The organism is Flavobacterium sp. ACN2 (assembly GCF_002303885.1).
Taxonomy (GTDB): Bacteria; Bacteroidota; Bacteroidia; order Flavobacteriales; family Flavobacteriaceae; genus Flavobacterium.
Genome location: NZ_MRCM01000007.1, coordinates 172,620 through 194,585, shown reverse-complemented (window position 1 = coordinate 194,585; position 21,966 = coordinate 172,620). Strand labels below are relative to the sequence as shown.

The window sequence follows — 21,966 nt, the reverse complement described above, 5'->3', positions numbered from 1 at the left end:
GAAGCAAAACAAAACATCATATTTTGCTATATTTAATTCCTTTTAATGCAAATTTTTAACACAATATATAAATTTTCAAAACAAAAAACGCACATACGATAAAAAATTATTTTCTCGGATGAAAACTATGCATAACCTCTTTTAAAAAACTGCGATCCAGATGAACATAAATTTCTGTTGTTGTAATAGATTCATGCCCTAACATTAATTGAATTGATCTCAAATCTGCACCATTTTCAAGCAGATGTGTAGCAAAAGAATGGCGTAATGTATGCGGACTTATATTCTTCTTCAACCCCATTTTTTGTGCAAGATCTTTAATGATTGTAAAGACCATCGCTCGAGTTAGCTGATTTCCTCTTCTATTTAAAAACAAAGTGTCTTCTGCTCCTTTTTTAATATTGAGATTACAACGAATTGCATTTCTATATATATCAATATACTTCTGAGTTAATGATCCTATCGGAACAAATCTTTCCTTGTTTCCTTTACCCATAATTTTAATAAAGCCTTCATCAAAAAACAGATCCGATATTTTTAGCGAAATCAACTCAGAAACACGAAGTCCACATCCATAAAGAGTTTCAAGCATGGCGCGGTTTCGCTCGCCTTCGTTGGTGCTTAAATCTATATTTTCAATCAAAGCGTCAATTTCCTGAAGCGATAAAGTATCGGGTAATTTACGGCCTGTTTTGGGCGCTTCAATTAATTCTAAAGGATTATCATTTCGATAATCTTCAAAAACCAGATAATTGAAGAAACTTTTGAGTCCAGAAATTATCCTTGCCTGCGATCTCGGATTTACTTCTTTAGCGACCGAATAAATAAATTGCTGTAATGTTTCATCTGAAATTTTTATTGGCGAAACATCTATTTGATTGGTTTCTAAAAAAAGGCACAAACGTTCGATATCAAAGCCGTAGTTCTCAATCGTATTTTTAGACAAACCTCTCTCAATCCTCAAATACGACTGATAATCTTTTATGTATCTGCTCCAATTCATATTTACAAAGTAAGTAATTTTTTGGCATAAAAAAACCTTCCTGTTTAAGGAAGGCTTTTGAAATATTTTGAAATTCAAATTAGAATTTATAAGCTAAAGAAATTTGGAAATTACCATTCTTTGCACTGTCATACAAATCTTCTGAATCCTCAATATTGTCATCCCAAATAGGAGATAATCCGACAGTATAACGAAGACCCACTGATAAATTATCAGTAAAACTATAACCTGCTCCAAAGTTAAAGCCAAAATCTACTGATTTTGTATCATCTTTAATATCATAACCATCAGATTTAGCTGACAACAAAAAACCAAGTTGTGGACCAGCTTCTACACTAAATTTTTTATCAACGATATAATATTTCGCTAGAACAGGAATATTTAAATAGTTTAATTTTACATCTCCATCATCTCCAAAGCCATAATCAAATTTCGCTCCTTGAGTTGAGAATAAAAGCTCTGGCTGAATATAAAACTTTTCTACTACGTGGATTTCAGCTAAACCACCAATATGAAATCCTACTAATGCATTAGCATCTCTCACATCTCCTCCAACAATACTTGAAATATTAAGACCTCCTTTTACTCCAAATCTTGTAGACTGAGCATTTGTGAATGCAAAAGCCATAATTGCAATGGCAGATAAGATAATTTTTTTCATTTTAATTTGTTTTGGGTTAAATTAATCAGATCAAATATAAAAATATTCTTCATAAATCTGCATTAGGAATTTAACAAATAAAGTAGTAAATATTACAGTAATTGTTAATTTTAAATTAAGCCAATTTAAAAATTAGAATTTTCGCAATAAAAAAGCCTCTTCAATTTACTGAAGAGGCTTTCAAAAAAACACTTTATTAACTAAATATTAGAAGTGTAAAGCGAAACCAACGTTGAACTGGAAAACATCTTTATAGTCATTCAAACCAATATTGTAACGTAGACCTGGTTCAACAGAAACATTTTTTCCAAGAAACCAAGCATAGCCACCTTGTAAACCAACAAAAGAAGGGTTTTCATCATAACCTTTTATACTAGCTCCAGTATAAGAAGCCTCTAAAGGAAATTTATTTAATAAATAATACTTTGCCCCTACTTTATAAGAAAATGCATTGTCACTGTGTCCAAAATCATTATAGCCAAGACCAACTTTAACTGCTAGATTATCAGCTACAAAATATCCTCCTTCTGCTCCTAATCCCCAAGTAGTTTCTCCATCAACACTCGATAATGAGAATCCTGTATTACCTACATTGGTAGCTCCAAAAGAAGTATTAGTTTCAATTAACCATTTTCCTTTTGCTGTTTGTTCTTGAGCATTTGCCCATCCGAAAGTCAATACTGCAATCGCAGCCAAAACAATTTTTTTCATAATTTTTAAAATATTATTTGATTAATATTCGACAAAACTAAGATTAGACTTACAAAAAATGCTCCACGATAAGTTTAAAAAGTATTAGAATAAGACAAAAATAAAATCGATATAGACCAATTGAAAATCAAAGCTTTGAAAGAAGAAAAGAGGTTTTTCTAAATTGAAAAAACAGTTTGAGTGGGAATTTTAGTAATTATTTAATCAAAATTATAATGCAATAAAATGCTAAATATGTAGTTTTGAACTTTAAATAACATTTTAAAATACCAATTTTTAAAAACCTTTTTATGAAGAAAATACTTTTAGCAGCTGTTTTGTTTCTAGCAACATCAGCAGCAGTACAAGCACAATTACTAAAATTAGGAGTAAAAGCAGGGGTTAACTTTGCAAGCCAAACTGGAGATTTTCCAGATCAAATCGATAAAGAAGGAATCACTAGCTACCACGCTGGTTTAGTTGCAGAAGTAAAATTATTAGACAAGTTTTCTATTCAACCAGAGCTATTGTACTCTACTACAGGTGCATCTTATAAATTTAGCGATGTGAGTGAAGATGTTAAAAATGAACTAGGTTATATCGCTATTCCTGTAATGGCTAAATTTTACTTAAACAACACTTTCAGCTTAGAAGTTGGTCCGCAAGCTTCTTTCTTAGTAAGTGAAAGAAATGATTTCGATGTTAAAAATGGTGAAACATTCGAATTCGGTGTAAATGCAGGTTTAGGCGTTAAACTTACTGAAAACATCTTTTTACAAGGTCGTTATGGTTTAGGTTTGACAGAGGCTTCTAAAAATGCAGATATCAAAAACTCTGTATTCCAGATTTCTGCTGGATTCATGTTCTAAAAAATATATCACATACTTTTACAAAAACCGCTCTATTTATTAGTGCGGTTTTTTTATTTTTACACAGCTCAATGACAATTGCAAAAATCAATAGCAATGTCAATATCTCAAAACAAAACATACACATATGAAAATCTGCATTATCAACGGACCCAACTTGAATCTTTTAGGAAAACGTGAACCAGACGTTTACGGAAGCCAAACTTTTGAAGATTATTTTGAAACGTTGAAACAAAAATTCCCAAACATCGAACTTTCGTATTATCAAAGTAATATTGAAGGCGAATTAATTGGTAAAATTCAAGAATGCGGTTTTAGTTATGATGGAATTATTCTAAATGCAGGCGCATACACGCATACTTCTATTGGTTTGGGAGATGCGATGAAAGCCGTTACAACTCCTGTAATAGAAGTTCATATTTCTAATACTTACGCTAGAGAAAGTTTTAGACATCAGTCGTATTTATCCGGAAATGCCAAAGGTGTTATTCTAGGATTTGGTTTAAAAAGTTACGAATTAGCGATTCAGTCATTTTTGTAATTTTTTTAAACAAATGTCATCCTAAGCGAAGTCGAAAGCTAATGGAAACCAGATGAGGCTTCGACTTGGCTCAGCCTGACAAACAAGTCAGTAGTTTCTTATCGAATTTAACAAATTATTAGTAACCTCATTTTCAACTTCTTTTATTTTTGTGAGAGAAACCACTTTCATGAGAAACTATACTTTACTCGCTTTTTTATTATTTTCTATTTCTAATTTCGCTCAAATCAAAGGAACTGTAACCGATGAAAAGGGAAATCCGCTTCCATTTGTTTCTATTTTTCAAGAAGGCACCTATCACGGCACCACTTCTAACGAACAAGGAAAATATCAGCTTAACGTAAAAGAAATTGCGGGAAGCACAATAATTTTTCAATATTTAGGCTATAAAACTCAAAAGAAAATTGTTCTCGCAGCAACAACAACAGTCATTTTGGATGTTCAGCTCCAAGAAGAAAGCTTCGCATTAAATGAAGTTGTAATCGATCCTAAAAATAATCCCGCAAATGCAATTATAAAAAGTGCCATTGCCAATAAAAAAGAAAACTCAGATAAAACAGGAAGATATACCGCCGATTTTTATTCGAAAGGAATGCTTAAAGTCAAAGATCTTCCTAAAAAAATTCTAGGCAAAAAAGTAGAATTGGGCAGCGACATGGGTGCTAATTTAGATTCGACAGGAACAGGGATTTTATATTTATCTGAAACAATATCTAAAGTTAGTCTTGAAAAACCAAACAAGTTTAAAGAAAACATTCTAGCTTCTAAAATTTCTGGAAATAACCGTGGCTACAGTTACAATACAGCAGCATTATCCAATTATGATTTTTATGATAATGCTTTAGATTTTGATGTTAAACTCATCTCTCCTATCGCAGACAATGCTTTTAATTACTACAAATACAAATTAGAAAGCACTTTTTACGACGATAACAATCAACAGATTAATAAAATTAAAGTTATTCCGAAACGCGATAAAGAACCCGTTTTTGAAGGTTACATTTATATTGTAGACGATAGTTTTGCCATTTATGCCATCGATTTAGAGATCAAAGGGTATAGAATGAAAAATGAATTTACCGAAATAATGAATCTAAAACAGAGTTTCAGTTATAACTCCAAAAACAAAATATGGTCCAAAAATGCGCAAACACTTTCTTTTAATGCGGGTATTTTTGGGGTAAAGTTTTCTGGAAATTTCAATTATGTTTATTCGAATTATGAATTTCCAGCGTCGTTTGAAAAGAAAACTTTCGGAAATGAACTCGTGGCTTTTGACCTCAATGCGAATAAAAAAGATGATGCTTTCTGGAATGAAATTCGTCCGATTCCATTAACTATGGAAGAAAGCAATGATTACACCAAAAAAGACAGTTTGCAAACCATTAGAAAATCAAAAAAACATACCGATTCTCTAGACGCAAAAAACAATAAATTTAAAGTTTGGGATGTTTTAATGGGTTATGATTATAAAAACACCTTCAAGAAATATTCTTTTGATTATAAAGGATTGCTAAATATTTCTTCTTTAAGTTTTAATACCGTTCAGGGTTTTAATCTGGATTCTGGTTTCTCTTTTAAAAAATGGAATGAGGAAAAAGGAACAAACACTTCAATAAGTACCACTTTTAATTACGGCTTTTCGGATGAACGTTTTCGTGCCATTGGCGAATTTAGCCATCGATTCAACACGATCAATTACGCTACAATTTGGGGTTCTGGAGGAACAAAAACAGCGCAATTTAATAGCGCACAACCTATTTCTAATTTGATCAACTCTATAAGTTCTTTGTTTTTTAAAGACAACTATATGAAGCTGTACAACTTAGAATTTGTTGAAATTAATTACGGTCAAGATATTGCGAATGGAGTAAATCTTACCGGAAAAATTGGCTACGAACAACGCAAACCACTTTTTAACACCACCGATTATTCGTTCTTTAAAAAAGAGGATCTTTATTCTTCCAATAATCCGTTGGCTCCAGACGATTTTACAACTCCCGCTTTTGATCAGCATCACTTGTTTAAAGCGCTTGTGACAACGAGAATCAACTTTGGCAACAAATACATTTCAAGACCAGACGGCAGATTTAATTTTAAAGATGATAAATATCCGACCGTTTATTTAGCATTCGAAAAAGCATTCGCGACAAGCGAAAAAAAGTACGAATACGAAAGAATAGGTGCTTCTGTTCAATATGATTTATCTCTTGGAAATAAAGGTCTTTTAGGAACTAATTTTAGAGGAGGCAAGTTTTTTAATGCAGAAAATATTTCGTTTATCGATTACAGACATTTCAACGGAAACCAAACCCATATAGGAACAAGCGAACGTTATTTGAATGTTTTTAATATGATGCCATACTATTCAAACAGTACAAATGACAGTTATTTTGAAATGCATACTGAATACAATGACACTGGTTTTATCATGAATAAAATTCCGTTATTGAATCTTTTAAAATCGACTATGAATATTGGTTTTCATGCTTTAGCGATTCCAGACAAAAAACCATATTCTGAATTCACTGTTGGTTTAGACAATTTAGGTTTCGGAAAATTTAAATTATTCAGAGTAGATTATGTGCATTCTTATCAAGGAGGAATTCGGCAAAATGGTGTTGTCTTTGGGTTGAAGATTTTGAATGCGTTAGATTAAAAAAAAGATTCTAAGGTTCTAAGGTTCTGAGATGCTAAGATTCTAAGTTTTCTTTTAGTACTTAATATTAATTTTGTCAGGCTAAGCGAAGTCGAAGCCCGCGCAAAGATTTTCAATCTTAAAAAAAATCTGCTTAATTTATAATCTTGTTTTAACTAGATTGTAAATTAAGCAGATTTATAAATTAATCTTTGTCAAAGTTTAAAACTTTGACAAAGAAAAAAACTTAGCATCTTAGCATCTCAGAACCTTAGCATCTTTAACAATGATAATCATCTGGTTCAATATGAATCAAAACATTTCCTAACTGCGGAATTTGTTCTTTTAAAGTATCTTGCAATTTATGAGACAAATCATGTCCTTCTTTTACTGAAATTTTTGCCGAAACTATGGCGTGAAGATCAACATGATAACGCATTCCTGCTTTACGAATAAAACATTTTTCGGTTCCAAGAATTCCTTGAACAGTTAAAGCGACAACACGAATTTCTTCTACTAAATCGTCATTTAGATTTTCATCCATGATTTCGCCAAGCGCTGGTCTGAAAATTTTATAACTGTTATATAAGATAAAAAAAGCGGCAAAAAGCGCAGCCCAATCATCTGCAGATTCGTAACCTTTGCCCATAATTAAGGCAATTGAAATTCCGATAAAAGCAGCCACAGAAGTAATGGCATCACTTCTATGATGCCAAGCATCGGCTGCTAAAGACGAACTATTTGTTTGCTTACTTCTTTTCATTACCAAACGAAAAGAATACTCTTTCCAGATAATAATGGCGCCTAAAACATATAAAGTCCAAGATTTTGGTAAATCGTGCGAAGTCCCAATATTAGCAATACTTTCGTAACCAATAATTGTTGCTGAAGTAATTAAAAATCCAACAACCAAAAAGGTAATAAGAGGTTCTGCACGACCATGACCATAAGGATGATTTTCGTCTGCTGGTTTATTCGAATATTTGATTCCAAACAGCACCAAGAAGGACGCAAATATATCTGTCGTCGATTCAATCGCATCTGCAATCAAGGCATAAGAATTGCCAAAAAAACCTGCAAGACCTTTTACAAGGGCCAAGCAGGTGTTTCCAACTATACTAAAGATAGTAGCTTTTATAGCTTTTTGTTCGTTTGTCATTTAGACTATTTTTTTTTCGCCACGAATTCTCGAATTATTTTTTATAATCTTTGAAAATAAAAATTTGTGAATTCAAGGCTATCAACTTTTTAAGCTCTCACGATTTTTGCGCCGATTGCTCTCAAACGCTCGTCGATACGCTCGTATCCACGGTCGATTTGTTCGATATTCTGGATCGTGCTTGTTCCTTTTGCAGAAAGCGCCGCAATCAATAATGAGATTCCTGCACGAATATCAGGAGAAGACATTGTAGTTGCTTTCAATTGAGATTCGAAATTATGCCCCATAACCACAGCTCTGTGCGGATCACATAACATAATTTTTGCTCCCATATCGATTAATTTATCCACGAAGAACAAACGGCTTTCGAACATTTTTTGGTGAATTAAAACGTCTCCTTTTGCTTGTGTTGCCACGACTAAAACGATACTTAATAAGTCAGGTGTAAATCCTGGCCATGGAGCATCAGCAATAGTTAAGATAGAACCGTCGATATCTGTTTTCACTTCATATCCATCTTTGTGAGCAGGAATGTAAATATCGTCGTTACGTTTTTCGATTGTGATACCCAATTTTCTGAAAGTATTCGGAATCAAACCTAAATTTTCCCAGCTTACATTTTTGATTGTGATTTCGCTTTTTGTCATAGCTGCAAGACCAATCCAAGAACCAATTTCGATCATATCTGGTAAAATTCTGTGCTCGCAACCTCCAAGGCTTTCAACACCTTCGATAGTCAATAAGTTAGATCCTACTCCAGTGATTTTTGCTCCCATAGAGTTTAGCATTTTACACAATTGCTGTAAATATGGCTCACAAGCAGCGTTGTAAACTGTAGTTGTTCCTTTTGCTAAAACTGCTGCCATTACAATATTTGCAGTTCCAGTTACAGAAGCTTCGTCTAAAAGCATATCTGTTCCAGTTAAGCCCTCTTTTGGAGATTCTACTCCGTAAAAATGATCTTCTCTGTTATATCTAAATTTTGCTCCAAGGTTAATAAAACCTTCAAAGTGTGTATCTAATCTACGACGACCGATTTTATCTCCTCCTGGTTTTGGAATATATCCTTTTCCGAAACGAGCCAAAAGCGGACCAACAATCATAATAGAACCACGAAGCGCTCCTCCTTCTTTTTTAAAAGCTTCAGTTTCTAAATATCCAACATTAACTTCGTCAGCTTGAAAAGTGATCGAACCTGGTTCGTTACGTTGAATTTTTACCCCTAAATTACCCAACAAAGTGATTAATTTATTGATGTCTATAATGTCAGGAATGTTATTAATTTTTACTTTCTCTCCTGTTAGAAGCACGGCACATAAAATTTGTAATGCCTCATTTTTTGCTCCTTGCGGAGTGATTTCTCCTTTTAAAGGAGTTCCTCCTTCGATTTTAAAAATTCCCATAGATCTTGTTTAGGTTCTAAGGTTCTGAGATTCTAAGGTTCTGAGCTAAAATCTTAGCATCTTAGTAACTTAGCATCTTAGCCCCTTTTTTATTTCTGATTATTATTTTTTTGAAATGTCTTTTTTTGACCGCCTTTATTATTGTTTTTGTTATTCTGAGTTTTCGGCTGTATACCAGAAGCTGTTTTATTAGACATGCGTTTGTTGGTACGCATTAAATCTGTAGTATTTAACAGTTCTTCTGTACTGTGCAATAAGTTGATTTTGCCACCTGATAATTCATATAAATGTTCAAAAATCACATCATCTTTTACGGTGTCTTTGTTCCAGCTCAAAAACGATTTTTTCATGTGGTTGGCGATTACCATGATCAGTGCATTTTTCATTTCGCCTTCTTCCCATTTATTGGCAACATCAATCATATATTTGATATTATTACCATAAAATCTATATTTTGGAAAGTTCTGCGGATACTGCAAAGCATCTGGTTTTAGCTCCAAAACTTCTCTTGACGGAATCGGGTATGGTGATTCTACATTAAGTTTAAAATCAGACATAATAAAAAGCTGATCCCAAAGTTTATGCTGAAAATCTGGAACATCACGCAAATGCGGATTCAGACTTCCCATAACCTGAATGATGTATTTTGCGGCTTTATTGCGCGTTTCATCATCTTCGATTGCAGTTGCCTGATCAATCAATTTTTGCAAATGACGACCGTACTCCGGAATAATTAAACGCTGTCTTTCAGAATTGTATTCTAAATTGAAAACAACGTCACTTGCGGCTTCTCTTTTATATTTTTCGATCATAAGTTTATAATGAAACTATACCTTCTATTGTAGAAACTTCTTTGTATTTACTGATTACATCATCTGAGCTGTGCATAGTAACATCTACAGAAACGCTGGTAAATTTACCAGTTTTTGATTTTGTTGTTTTAATCACCGCTCCCATTCTATCGAAAGCTTTTTCAACACGCTCTACATTATCTGCTACAGAAGGTACAATAAATTTGTACAAATATTCTGCCGGCCAAGTGTTTGCGTTATCAAGCTCCACTTTTAATCTTTCGTAAAATTCGGCTGTATTTTTTTCTTTATCGTTCTCCATTTGTAATTAAAAATAAACGCAAATATACGGTTTTTGATTTTAGATTTCTGAGTTTAGATTTTAGAATTTTTTCGGGGTTAAAACTTTGTTTTAAAGGGACAAAGTTACAAAGGCTCAAAGGTGCATAGAAAAAAGTATTCGAAGATTATTTCTTTGTAAAATTTACGCTTATATTTGAGAAATAATCTGCTTAAAAAATTGCTCGCAAAGTCGCAGAGACGCAAAGTTTTTTTTACTAATTAAGCTTTTAAGAAATTACTTTGCGTCTCTGCGACTTTGCGAGATTAAAAAATACTACAATGAAAAAACTCCTTTTACTTTTTATAGTTCTTACAATAAATTCAGTTCAGGCACAAGAAATTAAAACTCTAACCTATTTCCAAAATGACACTTTAAAACTGGATTTAGATCTATATCTGCCTAAGAAAAAAGCTGGCGAAAAAATTCCGTTGATTATGTTCGCTTTCGGTGGTGGATTTTCTGGCGGAGAACGAACAAGCGAAAAAGAATTCGGAAAATTTATGGCTCAAAACGGTTATGCCGTTGCCAGTATTTCGTACAGTTTATATATGAAAGGAAAAGATTTTGGCTGTAAAGGAACTTTAACCGAAAAAATAAAAGCGATCCAAATTGGCGTAAGCGATATGTGGCAGGCAACAGCTTTCTTAGTTGAGAATGCTGATAAATATAATTTTGACACTTCAAAAATCTTTATTTCTGGAATTAGCGCTGGGGCAGAAATTGGTTTTCACGCTTCGTTCTGGGATTATAAATTGATGAATTTATACAAAAGCAATCTGCCTGATAACTTTAAATACAAAGGTTTCATTGGAGGTTCGGGAGCGATTCAAGATATTAATTTGATTACAAAAGAAAAAGCAATTCCGATGTTATTGGCGCACGGAAGCAATGATGATACTGTTCCGTACGCTGCAGGTTCGCATCGTTCTTGCCCGACAAATGCTTCTGGCTGGTTGATTCTTTTTGGTTCTTATGCCGTTTATAATCAAATGAACGATTTGCATAAAGACATCGAACTGATTACTTTCTGCGGTGGCGGACATGAATTCTCTGGTTATCTTTTCCACGAAGGACAACAATATGTTTTAGATTTTGTGAATGATGTTCTGAAGGGCAAAAAATTCCAATCGCATTTGATTGTTCCTTCTAAAAATGGGAAAAGTTCTGGGAAGTATTTGTTTTGTGAGTAATTGAAATCAAAATGATAAAAACTGACTATAAAAACTTTGAGATTGAATTATTTGACGATATTAATGATGATTTAGATTTAATTATCAAATCGAAAAAGAATGAAATAGATTTTGGCAGTAAAAAAGAAAAACTAGAATATATTAGTCGTCATTATATTATTGTTAAAGAATTAGGAATTGAAATTTCAAACATTACAATTTACGAAAGCAATAGTGCAAGCGGAATATACGAAGACACTTTTGCCGTTACAGATAATAAACTTTTAGTAATTAGTGGAAACGAAATATATTGTTTAGAAATTCCTTCTTTAAAATTAATTTGGCATAAAGAATTTGATCAAGCAGCAAACTTCGCCCTTTATAAACTTGAAGAGGATTTCATTATTTATGGAGAAATAGGTATTTTTAGAATTACAAAAGAAGGAGAAATTGTTTGGAGCTTTTGGGGAAGAGATATTTGGGTAAATCTTAAAGGCAAAAATCCTTTTAGTGTCGAAAATGATAAAATAAGATTATTTGATTTTGAATCAAATGAATATATTCTTGATTTTAATGGCAATTTAATAGAAGATAATCCAATCCTAATTCCAAAAAGAGCCCAAAAAAAATGGTGGCAAAGATTTGGCTAAAGCCGAAATTCTACATCTCTAAAATCCGTTGGTTAAAACCAACGGCAATTCAAAGAAACTATTGACAAATCTCTTTTTCTATTTTGATAATTGCTCCAGCGGAGCAGAATATTTATAGTAAATTTCAATTTCTCGCATATCAAAAGCTCCAGCGGAGCGGCATATAAATTCAAAATGTGTCGCCCCGCTGGGGCTTTTTAATAAATAATCAATTCTGTTTTCTATAAATATGTCGCTCCTCCGGAGCTTTTTAACCTATGACATCCCTACTTTCTCTATAAATTATGTCGTCCCTCTGTGACTTTTTTGTTTCGTAAAATTATATTCATAAAATAATTCCAAAAACAAAACTATCTCTCCTTTTTAGCCCTGATGGAAGCGGAAATCCTTTTGCTTTTTCCTTTAAAAAGCAAAAGATTGCAGCGGACAGCAGGAACCCATGACTACAAAAAATGCCAAATCTTTCGCTTCAAGTAAATATTCTTTTTAATTATAAATAAGTTTAGGTAAATTTGCGCTTTATTTTTAGAATAGTGCAAAAAGAAATTATAGTCTTGCTTGGCGGACCTGGTACTGGAAAATCAACACTTATTAACGAATTGGTAGCTCGTGGCTTTTGCTGCTATCCAGAAATCTCTAGACAGGTTACCATGAAAGCGCAAGAACAAGGCATTGAGCAGTTGTTTCTTGAACAGCCGCTTTTGTTTAGCGAAATGCTATTGGAAGGTCGTATCGATCAATATAAAAATGCTCTAGAAGAACCTGATAATGTGGTTTTTATTGACAGAGGAATTCCAGATGTGATAGCTTATATGGATTATATTGGCGATGAATATCCGGAAAGTTTCGTTAAAGCATGCGAAGATTATAAATATTCTAAAACTTTTATTTTACCGCCTTGGGAAGAAATTTACCAAAGTGATTCTGAACGTTATGAAAATTTTGATCAGGCAGTAAAAATCCAAGAGCACCTTGTTGAAACTTACAAAAAATATGGTTACGAACTGATTGAAGTTCCTAAAGATACAGTTGAAAACAGAATTCTTTATATCTTAGACAAAATTTAGCGGTATGGTTTAAAGTTGCAAAACTAGAAACTGTTTTCTAAATTTTTAACTTTAAAACCAAAGCAATGCTCGGAGCACAGGATATTCTTCTAAAATACTGGAAACACGACAGTTTTAGACCGTTGCAAAAAGAAATTATCGATTCGGTTCTTGAAGGACAGGATACTTTTGCCGTACTTCCTACGGGCGGCGGAAAATCAATTTGTTTTCAGGTTCCGGCCATGATGCAAGAAGGAATCTGTCTCGTTATTTCACCTTTGATTGCCTTAATGAAAGACCAGGTGATGAATCTGCAGAAAAGAGACATCAAAGCGATTGCGCTTACGGGCGGAATTCATACCGAAGAACTGATTGATCTTTTGGATAATTGCCAGTACGGAAATTACAAATTCCTCTACTTATCGCCAGAGCGTTTGCAATCGGATTGGATTCTGGAACGTATTAAAAACCTGCCTATCAATTTAATTGCTATTGACGAAGCGCATTGCGTTTCGCAATGGGGTCATGATTTTAGGCCTGCGTATCTTAAAATTTCGGAATTGAAAAAGTTCTTTCCGAAAATTCCGTTTTTAGCTTTGACCGCTACAGCAACTCCGAGAGTTATTGAAGATATTAGAACGCAGTTAGAATTAAAAAATCCAAGACATTTTCAGCAGTCGTTTGAGCGAAAAAATATCGCTTACATGGTTTTTGAAGTGGAAGATAAATTATACCGCACCGAACAGATTCTTAAAAAAAATCCGCAGCCTTCTATTATATATGTGCGAAATCGCAAAGGGTGTTTAAACATGTCTTCGCAATTGCAATCGTTAGGCTTTACATCAACTTACTATCACGGCGGACTTTCATCAAAAGAAAAAGACAAAAATATGCAGTTGTGGATATCTGAGCAGGCGCAAGTTATTGTTGCCACGAATGCCTTCGGGATGGGAATTGACAAAGACAATGTAAAAACCGTTATTCATACTCAACTTCCAGAAAACTTAGAAAATTATTACCAGGAATCTGGACGCGCAGGACGAAATGGAGCAAAAGCCTTTTCGGTTCTTTTGTATAATAATTCAGATTCTATTCAGACGGAGCAGCAATTTTTAAACATTTTGCCAGACAAAAAGTTTCTGAAAACGATGTACAACAAACTGTGCAACTACTTTCAGATTGCTTACGGAGAAGGTTTAGACGAAACTTTTTCTTTCAAACTGAATCATTTTTGCAACAAATATGACTTCCCCACTCTTAAAACTTATAATGCTTTACAGTTTCTGAATCAGCAGGGAATTATTACGATGTCTCAAGAGTTTTCAGAAAAAATCAATATTCAGTTTTTGATCGAATCTAAAGAAGTGATTCGATACATGAGCCTAAATCCAAATGACGAAGAAATCATTTTGGCCATTCTAAGAACTTACCCAGGAGTTTACGAGGTAAAATCTAATTTAAACTTGGGATTGATTGCTAAAAAATCGAATCGTTCTGAAGAACAGGTTCTTGCTGTTTTAGAGAAATTAAAAGAAAAAGAAATTATTGAATATAAATCTAAAAATAACGATGCTACAATTTTGTTTAATGAAGTCCGTGAAGATGACCATACTATAAATAGAGTTTCGAAATATTTAGAAAAACAGAATGAAGTTAAAAAAGAACAGCTTTTATCGGTTCTTCATTATATAAAAGACAATAAAACCTGCAAAAACAGATTGGTTTTGGATTATTTTGGAGAAGAAACAAAAGAAAACTGTGGCATCTGTTCGTACTGCATTACACTAAAAGGAAAAATTACCGAAGCCGATTCCATTGCAGATAAGATTTTATCTTTACTCAGAACCGCTTCTCTGACTTCGAGAGAAATAGAAAATCAGATAAAAATGGATACAAAAGACATTTTAACGGTTCTTCAAGAATTGCTCGAAAACAATCATATCATTATACAAGCGAATAATAAATACACTTTAAAATCATAATGGAGAAATTGAAAATTATATTTATGGGAACACCAGAATTTGCCGTTGGCATTTTGGACACCATTATTAAAAATAACTATGATGTTGTTGGCGTAATTACTGCTGCAGATAAACCAGCAGGACGCGGACAAAAAATTAAATATTCGGCTGTAAAAGAATATGCACTTGCCAACAATCTTACTTTATTACAGCCAACCAATTTAAAAGACGAAAGTTTCTTAGCCGAATTAAAAGCTTTAAATGCCAATTTACAAATTGTAGTTGCTTTTAGAATGCTGCCAAAAGTAGTTTGGGAAATGCCAAGTTTAGGAACTTTTAATCTTCATGCTTCTTTATTGCCAAATTACCGTGGGGCCGCTCCTATTAACTGGGCTATTATTAATGGCGAAACTAAAACTGGAGTTACGACTTTCTTTATTGATGATAAAATTGATACCGGTGCCATGATTTTAAATTCTGAAATCAATATTGAGCCAGAAGAAACGGCAGGACAACTTCATGATCGTTTAATGGACCTAGGAAGCACAACTGTAATTGATACTTTAAAAGTTATTGAAAACGGAAATGTTACCACAACAATCCAAGAAGACAACCACGATATTAAAACTGCTTATAAATTAAACAAAGAAAACTGCAAGATCGACTGGACAAAATCTGGTGAAGAAATTAATAACTTAATTCGAGGATTAAGTCCGTATCCTGCCTCTTGGTGTTTTTTAAAAGATCAAAATGAAGAATTAAATATCAAAATTTACGAAGCCAAACTAGTCTCAGAATCACATTCTTATGAGATCGGAAAGCTAATTAGCACTAAAAAAGAAATCAAGATTGCAATAAAAGAGGGCTTTATTCAGTTATTAAGTCTACAATTTCCAGGAAAAAAGAGAATGCTTGCCTCAGAATTATTAAATGGAGTAAGCTTTTCAGATGTTGCAAAAGTGTATTAAGGTCAGTAAAACAGGGGTTTGTACCTGTTTTTCATCGATGAATAACACTCTTTATGAACAAAAAAAGCAAGTTATTAACAATTTTTGCTAAAAATAAAGAAAACACTTGCACGCAACGGATTTCCTACTAAATTTGTGTATTAACAATTTTTTTTAACCAACAATTAATAACTAATTATTATGAACAAATCAGAATTAATCGATGCTATCGCTGCTGATGCAGGAATTACAAAAGCTGCGGCGAAATTAGCTTTAGAGTCTTTTTTAGGTAATGTAGGAACTACTTTGAAAAAAGGTGGAAGAGTTTCATTAGTAGGTTTCGGATCATGGTCAGTATCTTCAAGAGCTGCTAGAGACGGTAGAAACCCTCAAACAGGAAAAACTATCAAAATCGCAGCTAAAAACGTTGTAAAATTTAAAGCTGGTGCTGAATTAGAAGGTGCAGTGAACTAAGTAAGAAAGTTCTCTAAACTTATAATATAATTAAAACCTTCCTTCTGGAAGGTTTTTTTATGCGGTTTAACGATTTTTTTTGTGATTTTAATTTTTTTATGATTAAATTTAATAAAAATTGTAACCGTATGATTTCAGAAAAATTAAAAAAAGGACACCTGCTTATTGCCGAGCCTTCAATAATTGGAGATTTATCTTTTAACAGATCGGTAATTTTATTAGCAGACCATAACAAGGAAGGATCAATAGGTTTTATAATTAATAAGCCATTAAAATATACTATTAATGACTTAATACCCGAGATTGATGCTAACTTTAAGATATATAACGGCGGCCCTGTAGAACAAGACAACCTTTATTTTATTCACAATATCCCTGAATTAATCCCAAATAGTGTTGAGATTTCAAACGGGATTTATTGGGGTGGCGATTTTGAGTCAACCAAAGACTTAATAAACAACGGATCTATTAGTAAAAATAATATTCGTTTTTTCTTAGGCTACACTGGTTGGGAAGAAAATCAGCTGGAGAATGAAATGCAGGGAAACTCTTGGATTATTGCTGATAATAATTACAAAAATAAAATTATCGGAAAATCTACTACCCATTTTTGGAAAGAGCAGATTATTGAGCTTGGCGGCGATTATCTTATTTGGTCTAACGCACCTGAAAATCCATATCTGAATTAATTTTCAGAGATGGATTCATTTAGTCGCTGCACTAATAAATGAGCCAGATTTGCTGTAAACTCCTTTTTTCGATATTTAGTTATTGGCTGTATTCCCATGATTACATTAGTTAGAAATAATTCGTCTGCTTTTTGAAGATCAAACGGCGAAATTATTTCTTCTGATACTTCTATACCTTCTATTTTTTTAGCTAGAGCTAAAATCTGCTTACGCATAATTCCGTTTAAAGCACCTTCTGAAATCGGAGGCGTAATAAGCTTGTTACCCATTACCATAAAAATATTTCCCTGAAGGGCTTCTACAACATTTTTACTATCATTCAGTAAGATACAATTGGCCAAGTCATTTTCACTCGCATAAATACTTCCCGTAATATTAATCATCTTATTTGTCGTTTTAAGAGAAGATAATAATTGTTTTGTCACGTAGAAGTCTTTATACAAATCTACTTCGTATTCGTTTGCATTTATACTGTAAGCTTTATTTCCAAGAGAAATGGCGTTGATTAAGAATGAAATATCATTGCTTTTTGGAAGATATAAACCGCCATCATTTCTAAAAACGGTAATTCTTGCTCGTGCTGAAGCCTCAATTCCTTGTTCTTTTACCAAACTAAGAATCTGCTCTTCAAAATACTCCATTGTAAAATCCATCGGAATCATCATTCTAACCACACGCATTGAAGCCATTAATCTAAAATAATGATCTTCAAGGAACAAGATTTTCCCATTGACAATTTTTACTGTTTCGAATATTCCGTCACCATATAAAAAAGCGCGGTTTAGAGTTAACATATTGTCTTCCTGCGCTATATTTTCGTTAAAATTAATCATAAAAAAACCCTGAATTTTGTTCAGGGCAAATATAAGGTATAAAATAGACTTTTACTAAACAGATCCTATAAGATGTTTTAGATCTGAGATCTGATTCTCCCACAATTGTTTAGCTTCGCCTAATTCATCTTTATCGGCAAAATCGACTACCATAAGCGATACATCTTTAGTCAATTCATCGACTAAAATATGAAGTTCAAAAAAGTACTCAGTATCTTTACTGCTATCATCAACCCATTTGAATTTTACTTTTTCTCCAGATTTTTTTGAAGCCAGACGCGCTTTTTCCTGTGAATCATTCCACATAAAGGTAAAAAATTCACCTCTTGAATTAACATTGTCAGCAAACCATTCTTGTAAACCTGACGGAGTTGATATATATTGATACAATAATTGTGGCGAAGAATTGATCGGAAACTCTATTTCGTAACGTATTTTTGAATCCATGTGCTACTTTAATTTTTTTCGAAATATAAGAATATATGTCCAAAAACAATGCATTTTTAAAAATATTTTTTTTTCTTCATTTTATGCTTGTATGCTTTAATAATATTTATATCTTTGCACCCGCAATCAGGAATTCATGATAGCAGTCCAGGCGAGGTAGCTCAGTTGGTTAGAGCGCAGGATTCATAACCCTGAGGTCACGGGTTCAACTCCCGTCCTCGCTACTTATAAACCCTTAAACATCAAATGTTTAAGGGTTTTTTATTTAAAAACAATTCCTCACTGAATGAGGAATTCAAGGAGGAATCAAACAAAATAAAAAACTATTACCCTGATAATGTGGACAATAAAAAACCAGACCTCAGGTTAAATATCATTACTTTTCAAAGCGAAAAAATATTTCAGCACAATAATCCTATCTTGTTTTCAAAAGGTATCACACTTTTAGTTATAAATTTTAAATATTGAATTATTTAAAAATATCTATATTCATAAATTAAACTATAAGATAATTTTAAATTACGAAATTAAAAATCTACTTCTCCTTTAATATATTTGTAATTGACTTAAATAGTTTAACTGGTAATAAAATTATGTCTTCAGTTTCATTACATAATATTCAACTTTTCAAATCTCTTTTTATGGGAAGAGATGATCTATTTGCTATTCGATGGGAAAAAGGTAATAAAAGTGGATACATACCCGCATATTTTTATGATCCATATCAGTACAGAAATCATAAAATGAAAGGCGGCACTTTCCAAACCTACACAGATAAAGAATATTTGCCTCTGACGGAAAGAGAAATTGAAAAACATTTAAACGGAGAACAACATATTGGAGTTTATCCTTTGCTTAAAAACAATACATCCTGGTTTATTGTTGCTGATTTTGATAAAGTCGAATGGATCAATGATTGTGAAAAATTTATAAATGGCTGTAATGAAAAAGGGATTCCTGCCTATTTAGAACGTTCTCGATCAGGAAAAGGTGGACATGTTTGGATATTTTTCGAAGAACCTTATCCTGCCATAAAAAGCAGGCAAATATTTATTTCTATTTTATTACAAACCGGTGTTTTTTCTTTATTTGATAAAAGCTCTAGCTTTGATAGAATGTTTCCGAATCAAGATTACTTGTCTGGTAAAGGTTTCGGAAATTTGATAGCACTTCCTCTTTATAAGAAAACATTTGAGCAAGGAAATAATTGTTTTTTAGATATTGAAAATTTAGAGCCAATTCTGGATCAATGGGATTTTTTAAGGAACATTCGAAAAATTTCAACAATACAACTTAATGAATTATACCAAAGTCAAAACATTTCTCAAAATATTCCAGATTCAACTGTGAAAATACTATATGAGAAAGGGTTAACAATAAGATGGGACAACGTTGTCAGAATTAATCGTAACGCTATTCCACTTTTACTTATTAATTTTCTTAAAGAAGAATTGAACTTTTTGAATTCCGAATTCTTGACAAAAAAGAAGATGGGTAAAAATACTTTCGGAAAAGAGCGATATTTCAAACTGATTGAAGAAACTGAAAACGAAGTAATAATTCCGAGAGGTTTTATTGGGAAAATAATTCGATTTTGCAGGAATAATAAAATCGAATTCGATTTTAAAGATGAAAGAAAAAAGCTTAATGAGATTTCTTTTTTATTTAATGCACAACTCCTAGAACATCAACAAATAATAATTGATACTATATCCAAGAAAGATCTTGGCATTATTGTGGCTCCCCCAGGTTCGGGAAAAACAATTCTGGGACTAAAAATTATTACAGACAGAAAACAATCCACTTTAATCATTACACATCGCAAACAAATTGCTGATCAATGGATAGAAAGAATCCAAACTTTTTTAGAAATTCCAAAAAATGAAATTGGAAAAATTGGACAAGGCAAAACCAAAATTGGAAAACAAATAACAGTTGCCATGATTCAAAGTTTATCAAAAGAATTAGAAAAACCTGAGAGCGAAAAACTGCTACATTCTTTTGGAACTATTATAATAGATGAGTGTCATCACATTCCTGCAGAAACTTTTAGAAATACCGTTTCAAAATTTCACACCTTTTATCTTTATGGATTAACAGCAACTCCTTTCAGAAAGTACAACGACAGTAAATTGCTTTCTATTTATTTGGGGGAAATAATTGCCGAGATAAAACACAATGAAATAAGTAATGCTAAAAAGCCAAAAATTATTATTAGAAATACAGAACTTGAAGTCCCCTTTAATTCAAAAACAGACAAATTTGAAACATTATCAAAAATTTTAATTCATGATTCTGCTCGAAACAAAGCCATTTTTTATGATATTACTAATGAAGTAAAATCAGACAAGAAAATTGTTATTATTACAGAACGCAAAGAACATATTGACTCTCTTTACCAATATTTAAAACAATCTTATGAAGTAATTACATTAAGTGGAGAAGATTCTGAAAGCAATAGAAATTCAAAATGGAGACTACTGAAAGAAGAAAATTATCAAGTTTTAATTACTACCGGACAATTCTTTGGGGAAGGAACTGATTTACAAAATGCCAATTGTCTCTTTTTAGTTTATCCATTTTCTTTCGAAGGAAAGCTGATTCAATATATTGGCAGAGTACAACGTTCTGAAATTACTCCAACTATTTATGATTATCGCGACATCAAGATTAATTATCTAAATAAAATGTTTTTAAAAAGAAATACTTATTATAGGAAAATTGATAAGCAAGCAACCTTATTTGATGAAACCGAAGAAGAAAATCTTTCAAAAGATAATTTTACTATTGATAGAAAAATAAAAGTTGGGTTTGAAAATCTTGAATTCCAATATGGAAGTATTAGTTTTAAATATGATGTTCCTGAGATGAAAACAGAGCTTGAATTTGATATTGAAAATCTGGAAATGAGACCAGAATTTGAAGTTTTGAAATCTTACTTTTATAAAGTACTTAAAATTAAAAATATCACGGCTACAATTCAAGCAGAATTCGAAAATGGTAAACTAATTTCGCAATTAGCATTTTCCAATGATTTAAAAAAAATAAATAAAGATTTGATTGAAAGTGTAAAATTCAAATTTATTTCACAAACTTTCCTTAGTAAGTCAAATTCTACCGAAGAATCTTTATTAGATATAAACCAATTACAAAATAAAAGCAACATAAACCTCTACGATTCTGGAGAAGAGTTATTAGATGATTTTTTACAAAATCAAAAATACAAACATCACAAACATTTACAATATTTAGCGAATAATCACCAACGGACTATTCTAAAAATTCGATTCGTATTAACTCCATTTTCTTTTGTATTTCTTCTGACAGGGAAAACCGGTTTCCACATTGTTTTAGAAACACTAAACACAGAAGAAGCAACTTATATTTGGCATTTTGATAATGATAAAAAATCTCTTCCTGACAATTTAAAGAAAGTCGACCATTACTTAAATTTCATTAGAAATAATGGACGGCAGGCTTTTATGGAAAATCGCTCTGAAAACTTTAGTCGAATCCTTCACGATTATTCAGATGATAAAAAGGGTTTTACAACATGGAAAGGTTTGCTCGAGGAAAGATTAACTTAATTTTCTGGTTTAGTTTAAATGGAGACCAGATATAATAAAGTCGATATTATAAAAATTACTTAGAT

20 protein-coding genes and 1 tRNA gene are annotated in these 21,966 nt (G+C 32.4%); 12 read left to right on the top strand and 9 right to left on the bottom strand.

Going from position 1 to position 21,966, the window contains the following annotated elements; all coding sequences use genetic code 11:
• Window positions 1-106: 106 nt before the first annotated feature.
• From xerD to BSF41_RS10775, 3 genes are all read right to left on the bottom strand, one after another.
• Window positions 107-1,003, bottom strand: a complete 897-nt coding sequence (gene xerD / locus BSF41_RS10785; RefSeq protein WP_095929497.1) for a site-specific tyrosine recombinase XerD — start codon at window positions 1,001-1,003, stop codon at window positions 107-109.
• A gap of 79 nt (window positions 1,004-1,082) precedes the next feature.
• The gene (locus BSF41_RS10780; protein ID WP_095929496.1) at window positions 1,083-1,664 is read right to left on the bottom strand and encodes a porin family protein; all 582 of its coding nucleotides are present in this window, start codon (window positions 1,662-1,664) and stop codon (window positions 1,083-1,085) included.
• A 207-nt stretch (window positions 1,665-1,871) separates the two neighbouring features.
• On the bottom strand, window positions 1,872-2,375 hold the full coding sequence (locus BSF41_RS10775) for a hypothetical protein (RefSeq protein ID WP_095929495.1): 504 nt from the start codon (window positions 2,373-2,375) through the stop codon (window positions 1,872-1,874).
• 290 nt (window positions 2,376-2,665) lie between these two features.
• Between BSF41_RS10775 and BSF41_RS10770 the strand changes: the two genes are divergently transcribed.
• The 3 genes from BSF41_RS10770 to BSF41_RS10760 all read left to right on the top strand — a co-directional run bounded on the left by BSF41_RS10770 (window position 2,666) and on the right by BSF41_RS10760 (window position 6,423).
• Window positions 2,666-3,223: a porin family protein gene (locus BSF41_RS10770; protein WP_095929494.1), complete on the top strand. Its 558-nt coding sequence runs from the start codon at window positions 2,666-2,668 to the stop codon at window positions 3,221-3,223.
• Between the two features lie 127 nt (window positions 3,224-3,350).
• Complete coding sequence (gene aroQ, locus BSF41_RS10765; protein ID WP_095929493.1) at window positions 3,351-3,764, top strand: type II 3-dehydroquinate dehydratase; 414 nt, start codon at window positions 3,351-3,353, stop codon at window positions 3,762-3,764.
• Window positions 3,765-3,933: 169 nt separating this feature from the next.
• The gene (locus tag BSF41_RS10760; RefSeq protein WP_095929492.1) at window positions 3,934-6,423 is read left to right on the top strand and encodes a DUF5686 and carboxypeptidase regulatory-like domain-containing protein; all 2,490 of its coding nucleotides are present in this window, start codon (window positions 3,934-3,936) and stop codon (window positions 6,421-6,423) included.
• A 259-nt stretch (window positions 6,424-6,682) separates the two neighbouring features.
• Here the strand turns inward: BSF41_RS10760 and BSF41_RS10755 are convergent, their stop codons facing one another.
• The 4 genes from BSF41_RS10755 to BSF41_RS10740 form a co-directional block, all read right to left on the bottom strand.
• Window positions 6,683-7,561 carry a cation diffusion facilitator family transporter gene (locus BSF41_RS10755; RefSeq protein WP_095929491.1) on the bottom strand — a complete coding sequence of 293 codons (879 nt, stop codon included), beginning with the start codon at window positions 7,559-7,561 and terminating at the stop codon, window positions 6,683-6,685.
• An 89-nt stretch (window positions 7,562-7,650) separates the two neighbouring features.
• On the bottom strand, window positions 7,651-8,964 hold the full coding sequence (gene murA / locus BSF41_RS10750; protein WP_095929490.1) for a UDP-N-acetylglucosamine 1-carboxyvinyltransferase: 1,314 nt from the start codon (window positions 8,962-8,964) through the stop codon (window positions 7,651-7,653).
• A gap of 89 nt (window positions 8,965-9,053) precedes the next feature.
• A complete protein-coding gene (locus tag BSF41_RS10745; protein ID WP_095929489.1) occupies window positions 9,054-9,776 on the bottom strand; it encodes a DUF4290 domain-containing protein in 723 nt (240 codons plus the stop codon).
• Between the two features lie 4 nt (window positions 9,777-9,780).
• The gene (locus BSF41_RS10740) at window positions 9,781-10,077 is read right to left on the bottom strand and encodes a DUF493 family protein (protein ID WP_066033683.1); all 297 of its coding nucleotides are present in this window, start codon (window positions 10,075-10,077) and stop codon (window positions 9,781-9,783) included.
• A gap of 299 nt (window positions 10,078-10,376) precedes the next feature.
• Here BSF41_RS10740 and BSF41_RS10735 point away from each other — a divergent pair, with 299 nt between their 5' ends.
• The 7 genes from BSF41_RS10735 to BSF41_RS10705 all read left to right on the top strand — a co-directional run bounded on the left by BSF41_RS10735 (window position 10,377) and on the right by BSF41_RS10705 (window position 17,034).
• Complete coding sequence (locus BSF41_RS10735) at window positions 10,377-11,288, top strand: S9 family peptidase (protein ID WP_095929488.1); 912 nt, start codon at window positions 10,377-10,379, stop codon at window positions 11,286-11,288.
• Between the two features lie 11 nt (window positions 11,289-11,299).
• Entirely contained in the window at window positions 11,300-11,917 is a 618-nt protein-coding gene (locus tag BSF41_RS10730) for a hypothetical protein (protein ID WP_095929487.1), read from the top strand.
• Between the two features lie 533 nt (window positions 11,918-12,450).
• Complete coding sequence (locus BSF41_RS10725) at window positions 12,451-12,984, top strand: AAA family ATPase (RefSeq protein ID WP_095929486.1); 534 nt, start codon at window positions 12,451-12,453, stop codon at window positions 12,982-12,984.
• Between the two features lie 65 nt (window positions 12,985-13,049).
• Entirely contained in the window at window positions 13,050-14,945 is a 1,896-nt protein-coding gene (locus tag BSF41_RS10720) for an ATP-dependent DNA helicase RecQ (protein ID WP_095929485.1), read from the top strand.
• Complete coding sequence (gene fmt, locus BSF41_RS10715) at window positions 14,945-15,892, top strand: methionyl-tRNA formyltransferase (RefSeq protein ID WP_095929484.1); 948 nt, start codon at window positions 14,945-14,947, stop codon at window positions 15,890-15,892. Before BSF41_RS10720 ends, fmt begins: the two co-directional genes overlap by 1 nt.
• 180 nt (window positions 15,893-16,072) lie before the next feature.
• The gene (locus BSF41_RS10710; protein WP_008464760.1) at window positions 16,073-16,345 is read left to right on the top strand and encodes an HU family DNA-binding protein; all 273 of its coding nucleotides are present in this window, start codon (window positions 16,073-16,075) and stop codon (window positions 16,343-16,345) included.
• A gap of 128 nt (window positions 16,346-16,473) precedes the next feature.
• Window positions 16,474-17,034: a YqgE/AlgH family protein gene (locus BSF41_RS10705; protein WP_008464759.1), complete on the top strand. Its 561-nt coding sequence runs from the start codon at window positions 16,474-16,476 to the stop codon at window positions 17,032-17,034.
• Here the strand turns inward: BSF41_RS10705 and BSF41_RS10700 are convergent.
• Both BSF41_RS10700 and BSF41_RS10695 read right to left on the bottom strand, forming a co-directional pair.
• Window positions 17,031-17,867 carry an aminotransferase class IV gene (locus BSF41_RS10700; RefSeq protein WP_095929483.1) on the bottom strand — a complete coding sequence of 279 codons (837 nt, stop codon included), beginning with the start codon at window positions 17,865-17,867 and terminating at the stop codon, window positions 17,031-17,033. The two genes, BSF41_RS10705 and BSF41_RS10700, sit on opposite strands and share 4 nt — an antisense overlap.
• 54 nt (window positions 17,868-17,921) lie before the next feature.
• Entirely contained in the window at window positions 17,922-18,314 is a 393-nt protein-coding gene (locus BSF41_RS10695) for an START-like domain-containing protein (protein ID WP_095929482.1), read from the bottom strand.
• A gap of 150 nt (window positions 18,315-18,464) precedes the next feature.
• Here BSF41_RS10695 and BSF41_RS10690 point away from each other — a divergent pair.
• Window positions 18,465-18,538 (top strand) — tRNA-Met (locus BSF41_RS10690).
• A gap of 369 nt (window positions 18,539-18,907) precedes the next feature.
• Window positions 18,908-21,901: a DEAD/DEAH box helicase gene (locus BSF41_RS10680; protein WP_172426885.1), complete on the top strand. Its 2,994-nt coding sequence runs from the start codon at window positions 18,908-18,910 to the stop codon at window positions 21,899-21,901.
• The last annotated feature ends 65 nt before the right edge of the window (window positions 21,902-21,966 follow it).

Coding starts and splice junctions, on each gene's coding strand:
- xerD (WP_095929497.1), bottom strand. CDS start 1,003: ATGAATTGGAGCAGATACATAAAAGATTATCAGTCGTATTTGAGGATT.
- BSF41_RS10780 (WP_095929496.1), bottom strand. CDS start 1,664: ATGAAAAAAATTATCTTATCTGCCATTGCAATTATGGCTTTTGCATTC.
- BSF41_RS10775 (WP_095929495.1), bottom strand. CDS start 2,375: ATGAAAAAAATTGTTTTGGCTGCGATTGCAGTATTGACTTTCGGATGG.
- BSF41_RS10770 (WP_095929494.1), top strand. CDS start 2,666: ATGAAGAAAATACTTTTAGCAGCTGTTTTGTTTCTAGCAACATCAGCA.
- aroQ (WP_095929493.1), top strand. CDS start 3,351: ATGAAAATCTGCATTATCAACGGACCCAACTTGAATCTTTTAGGAAAA.
- BSF41_RS10760 (WP_095929492.1), top strand. CDS start 3,934: ATGAGAAACTATACTTTACTCGCTTTTTTATTATTTTCTATTTCTAAT.
- BSF41_RS10755 (WP_095929491.1), bottom strand. CDS start 7,561: ATGACAAACGAACAAAAAGCTATAAAAGCTACTATCTTTAGTATAGTT.
- murA (WP_095929490.1), bottom strand. CDS start 8,964: ATGGGAATTTTTAAAATCGAAGGAGGAACTCCTTTAAAAGGAGAAATC.
- BSF41_RS10745 (WP_095929489.1), bottom strand. CDS start 9,776: ATGATCGAAAAATATAAAAGAGAAGCCGCAAGTGACGTTGTTTTCAAT.
- BSF41_RS10740 (WP_066033683.1), bottom strand. CDS start 10,077: ATGGAGAACGATAAAGAAAAAAATACAGCCGAATTTTACGAAAGATTA.
- BSF41_RS10735 (WP_095929488.1), top strand. CDS start 10,377: ATGAAAAAACTCCTTTTACTTTTTATAGTTCTTACAATAAATTCAGTT.
- BSF41_RS10730 (WP_095929487.1), top strand. CDS start 11,300: ATGATAAAAACTGACTATAAAAACTTTGAGATTGAATTATTTGACGAT.
- BSF41_RS10720 (WP_095929485.1), top strand. CDS start 13,050: ATGCTCGGAGCACAGGATATTCTTCTAAAATACTGGAAACACGACAGT.
- fmt (WP_095929484.1), top strand. CDS start 14,945: ATGGAGAAATTGAAAATTATATTTATGGGAACACCAGAATTTGCCGTT.
- BSF41_RS10710 (WP_008464760.1), top strand. CDS start 16,073: ATGAACAAATCAGAATTAATCGATGCTATCGCTGCTGATGCAGGAATT.
- BSF41_RS10705 (WP_008464759.1), top strand. CDS start 16,474: ATGATTTCAGAAAAATTAAAAAAAGGACACCTGCTTATTGCCGAGCCT.
- BSF41_RS10700 (WP_095929483.1), bottom strand. CDS start 17,867: ATGATTAATTTTAACGAAAATATAGCGCAGGAAGACAATATGTTAACT.
- BSF41_RS10695 (WP_095929482.1), bottom strand. CDS start 18,314: ATGGATTCAAAAATACGTTACGAAATAGAGTTTCCGATCAATTCTTCG.
- BSF41_RS10680 (WP_172426885.1), top strand. CDS start 18,908: ATGTCTTCAGTTTCATTACATAATATTCAACTTTTCAAATCTCTTTTT.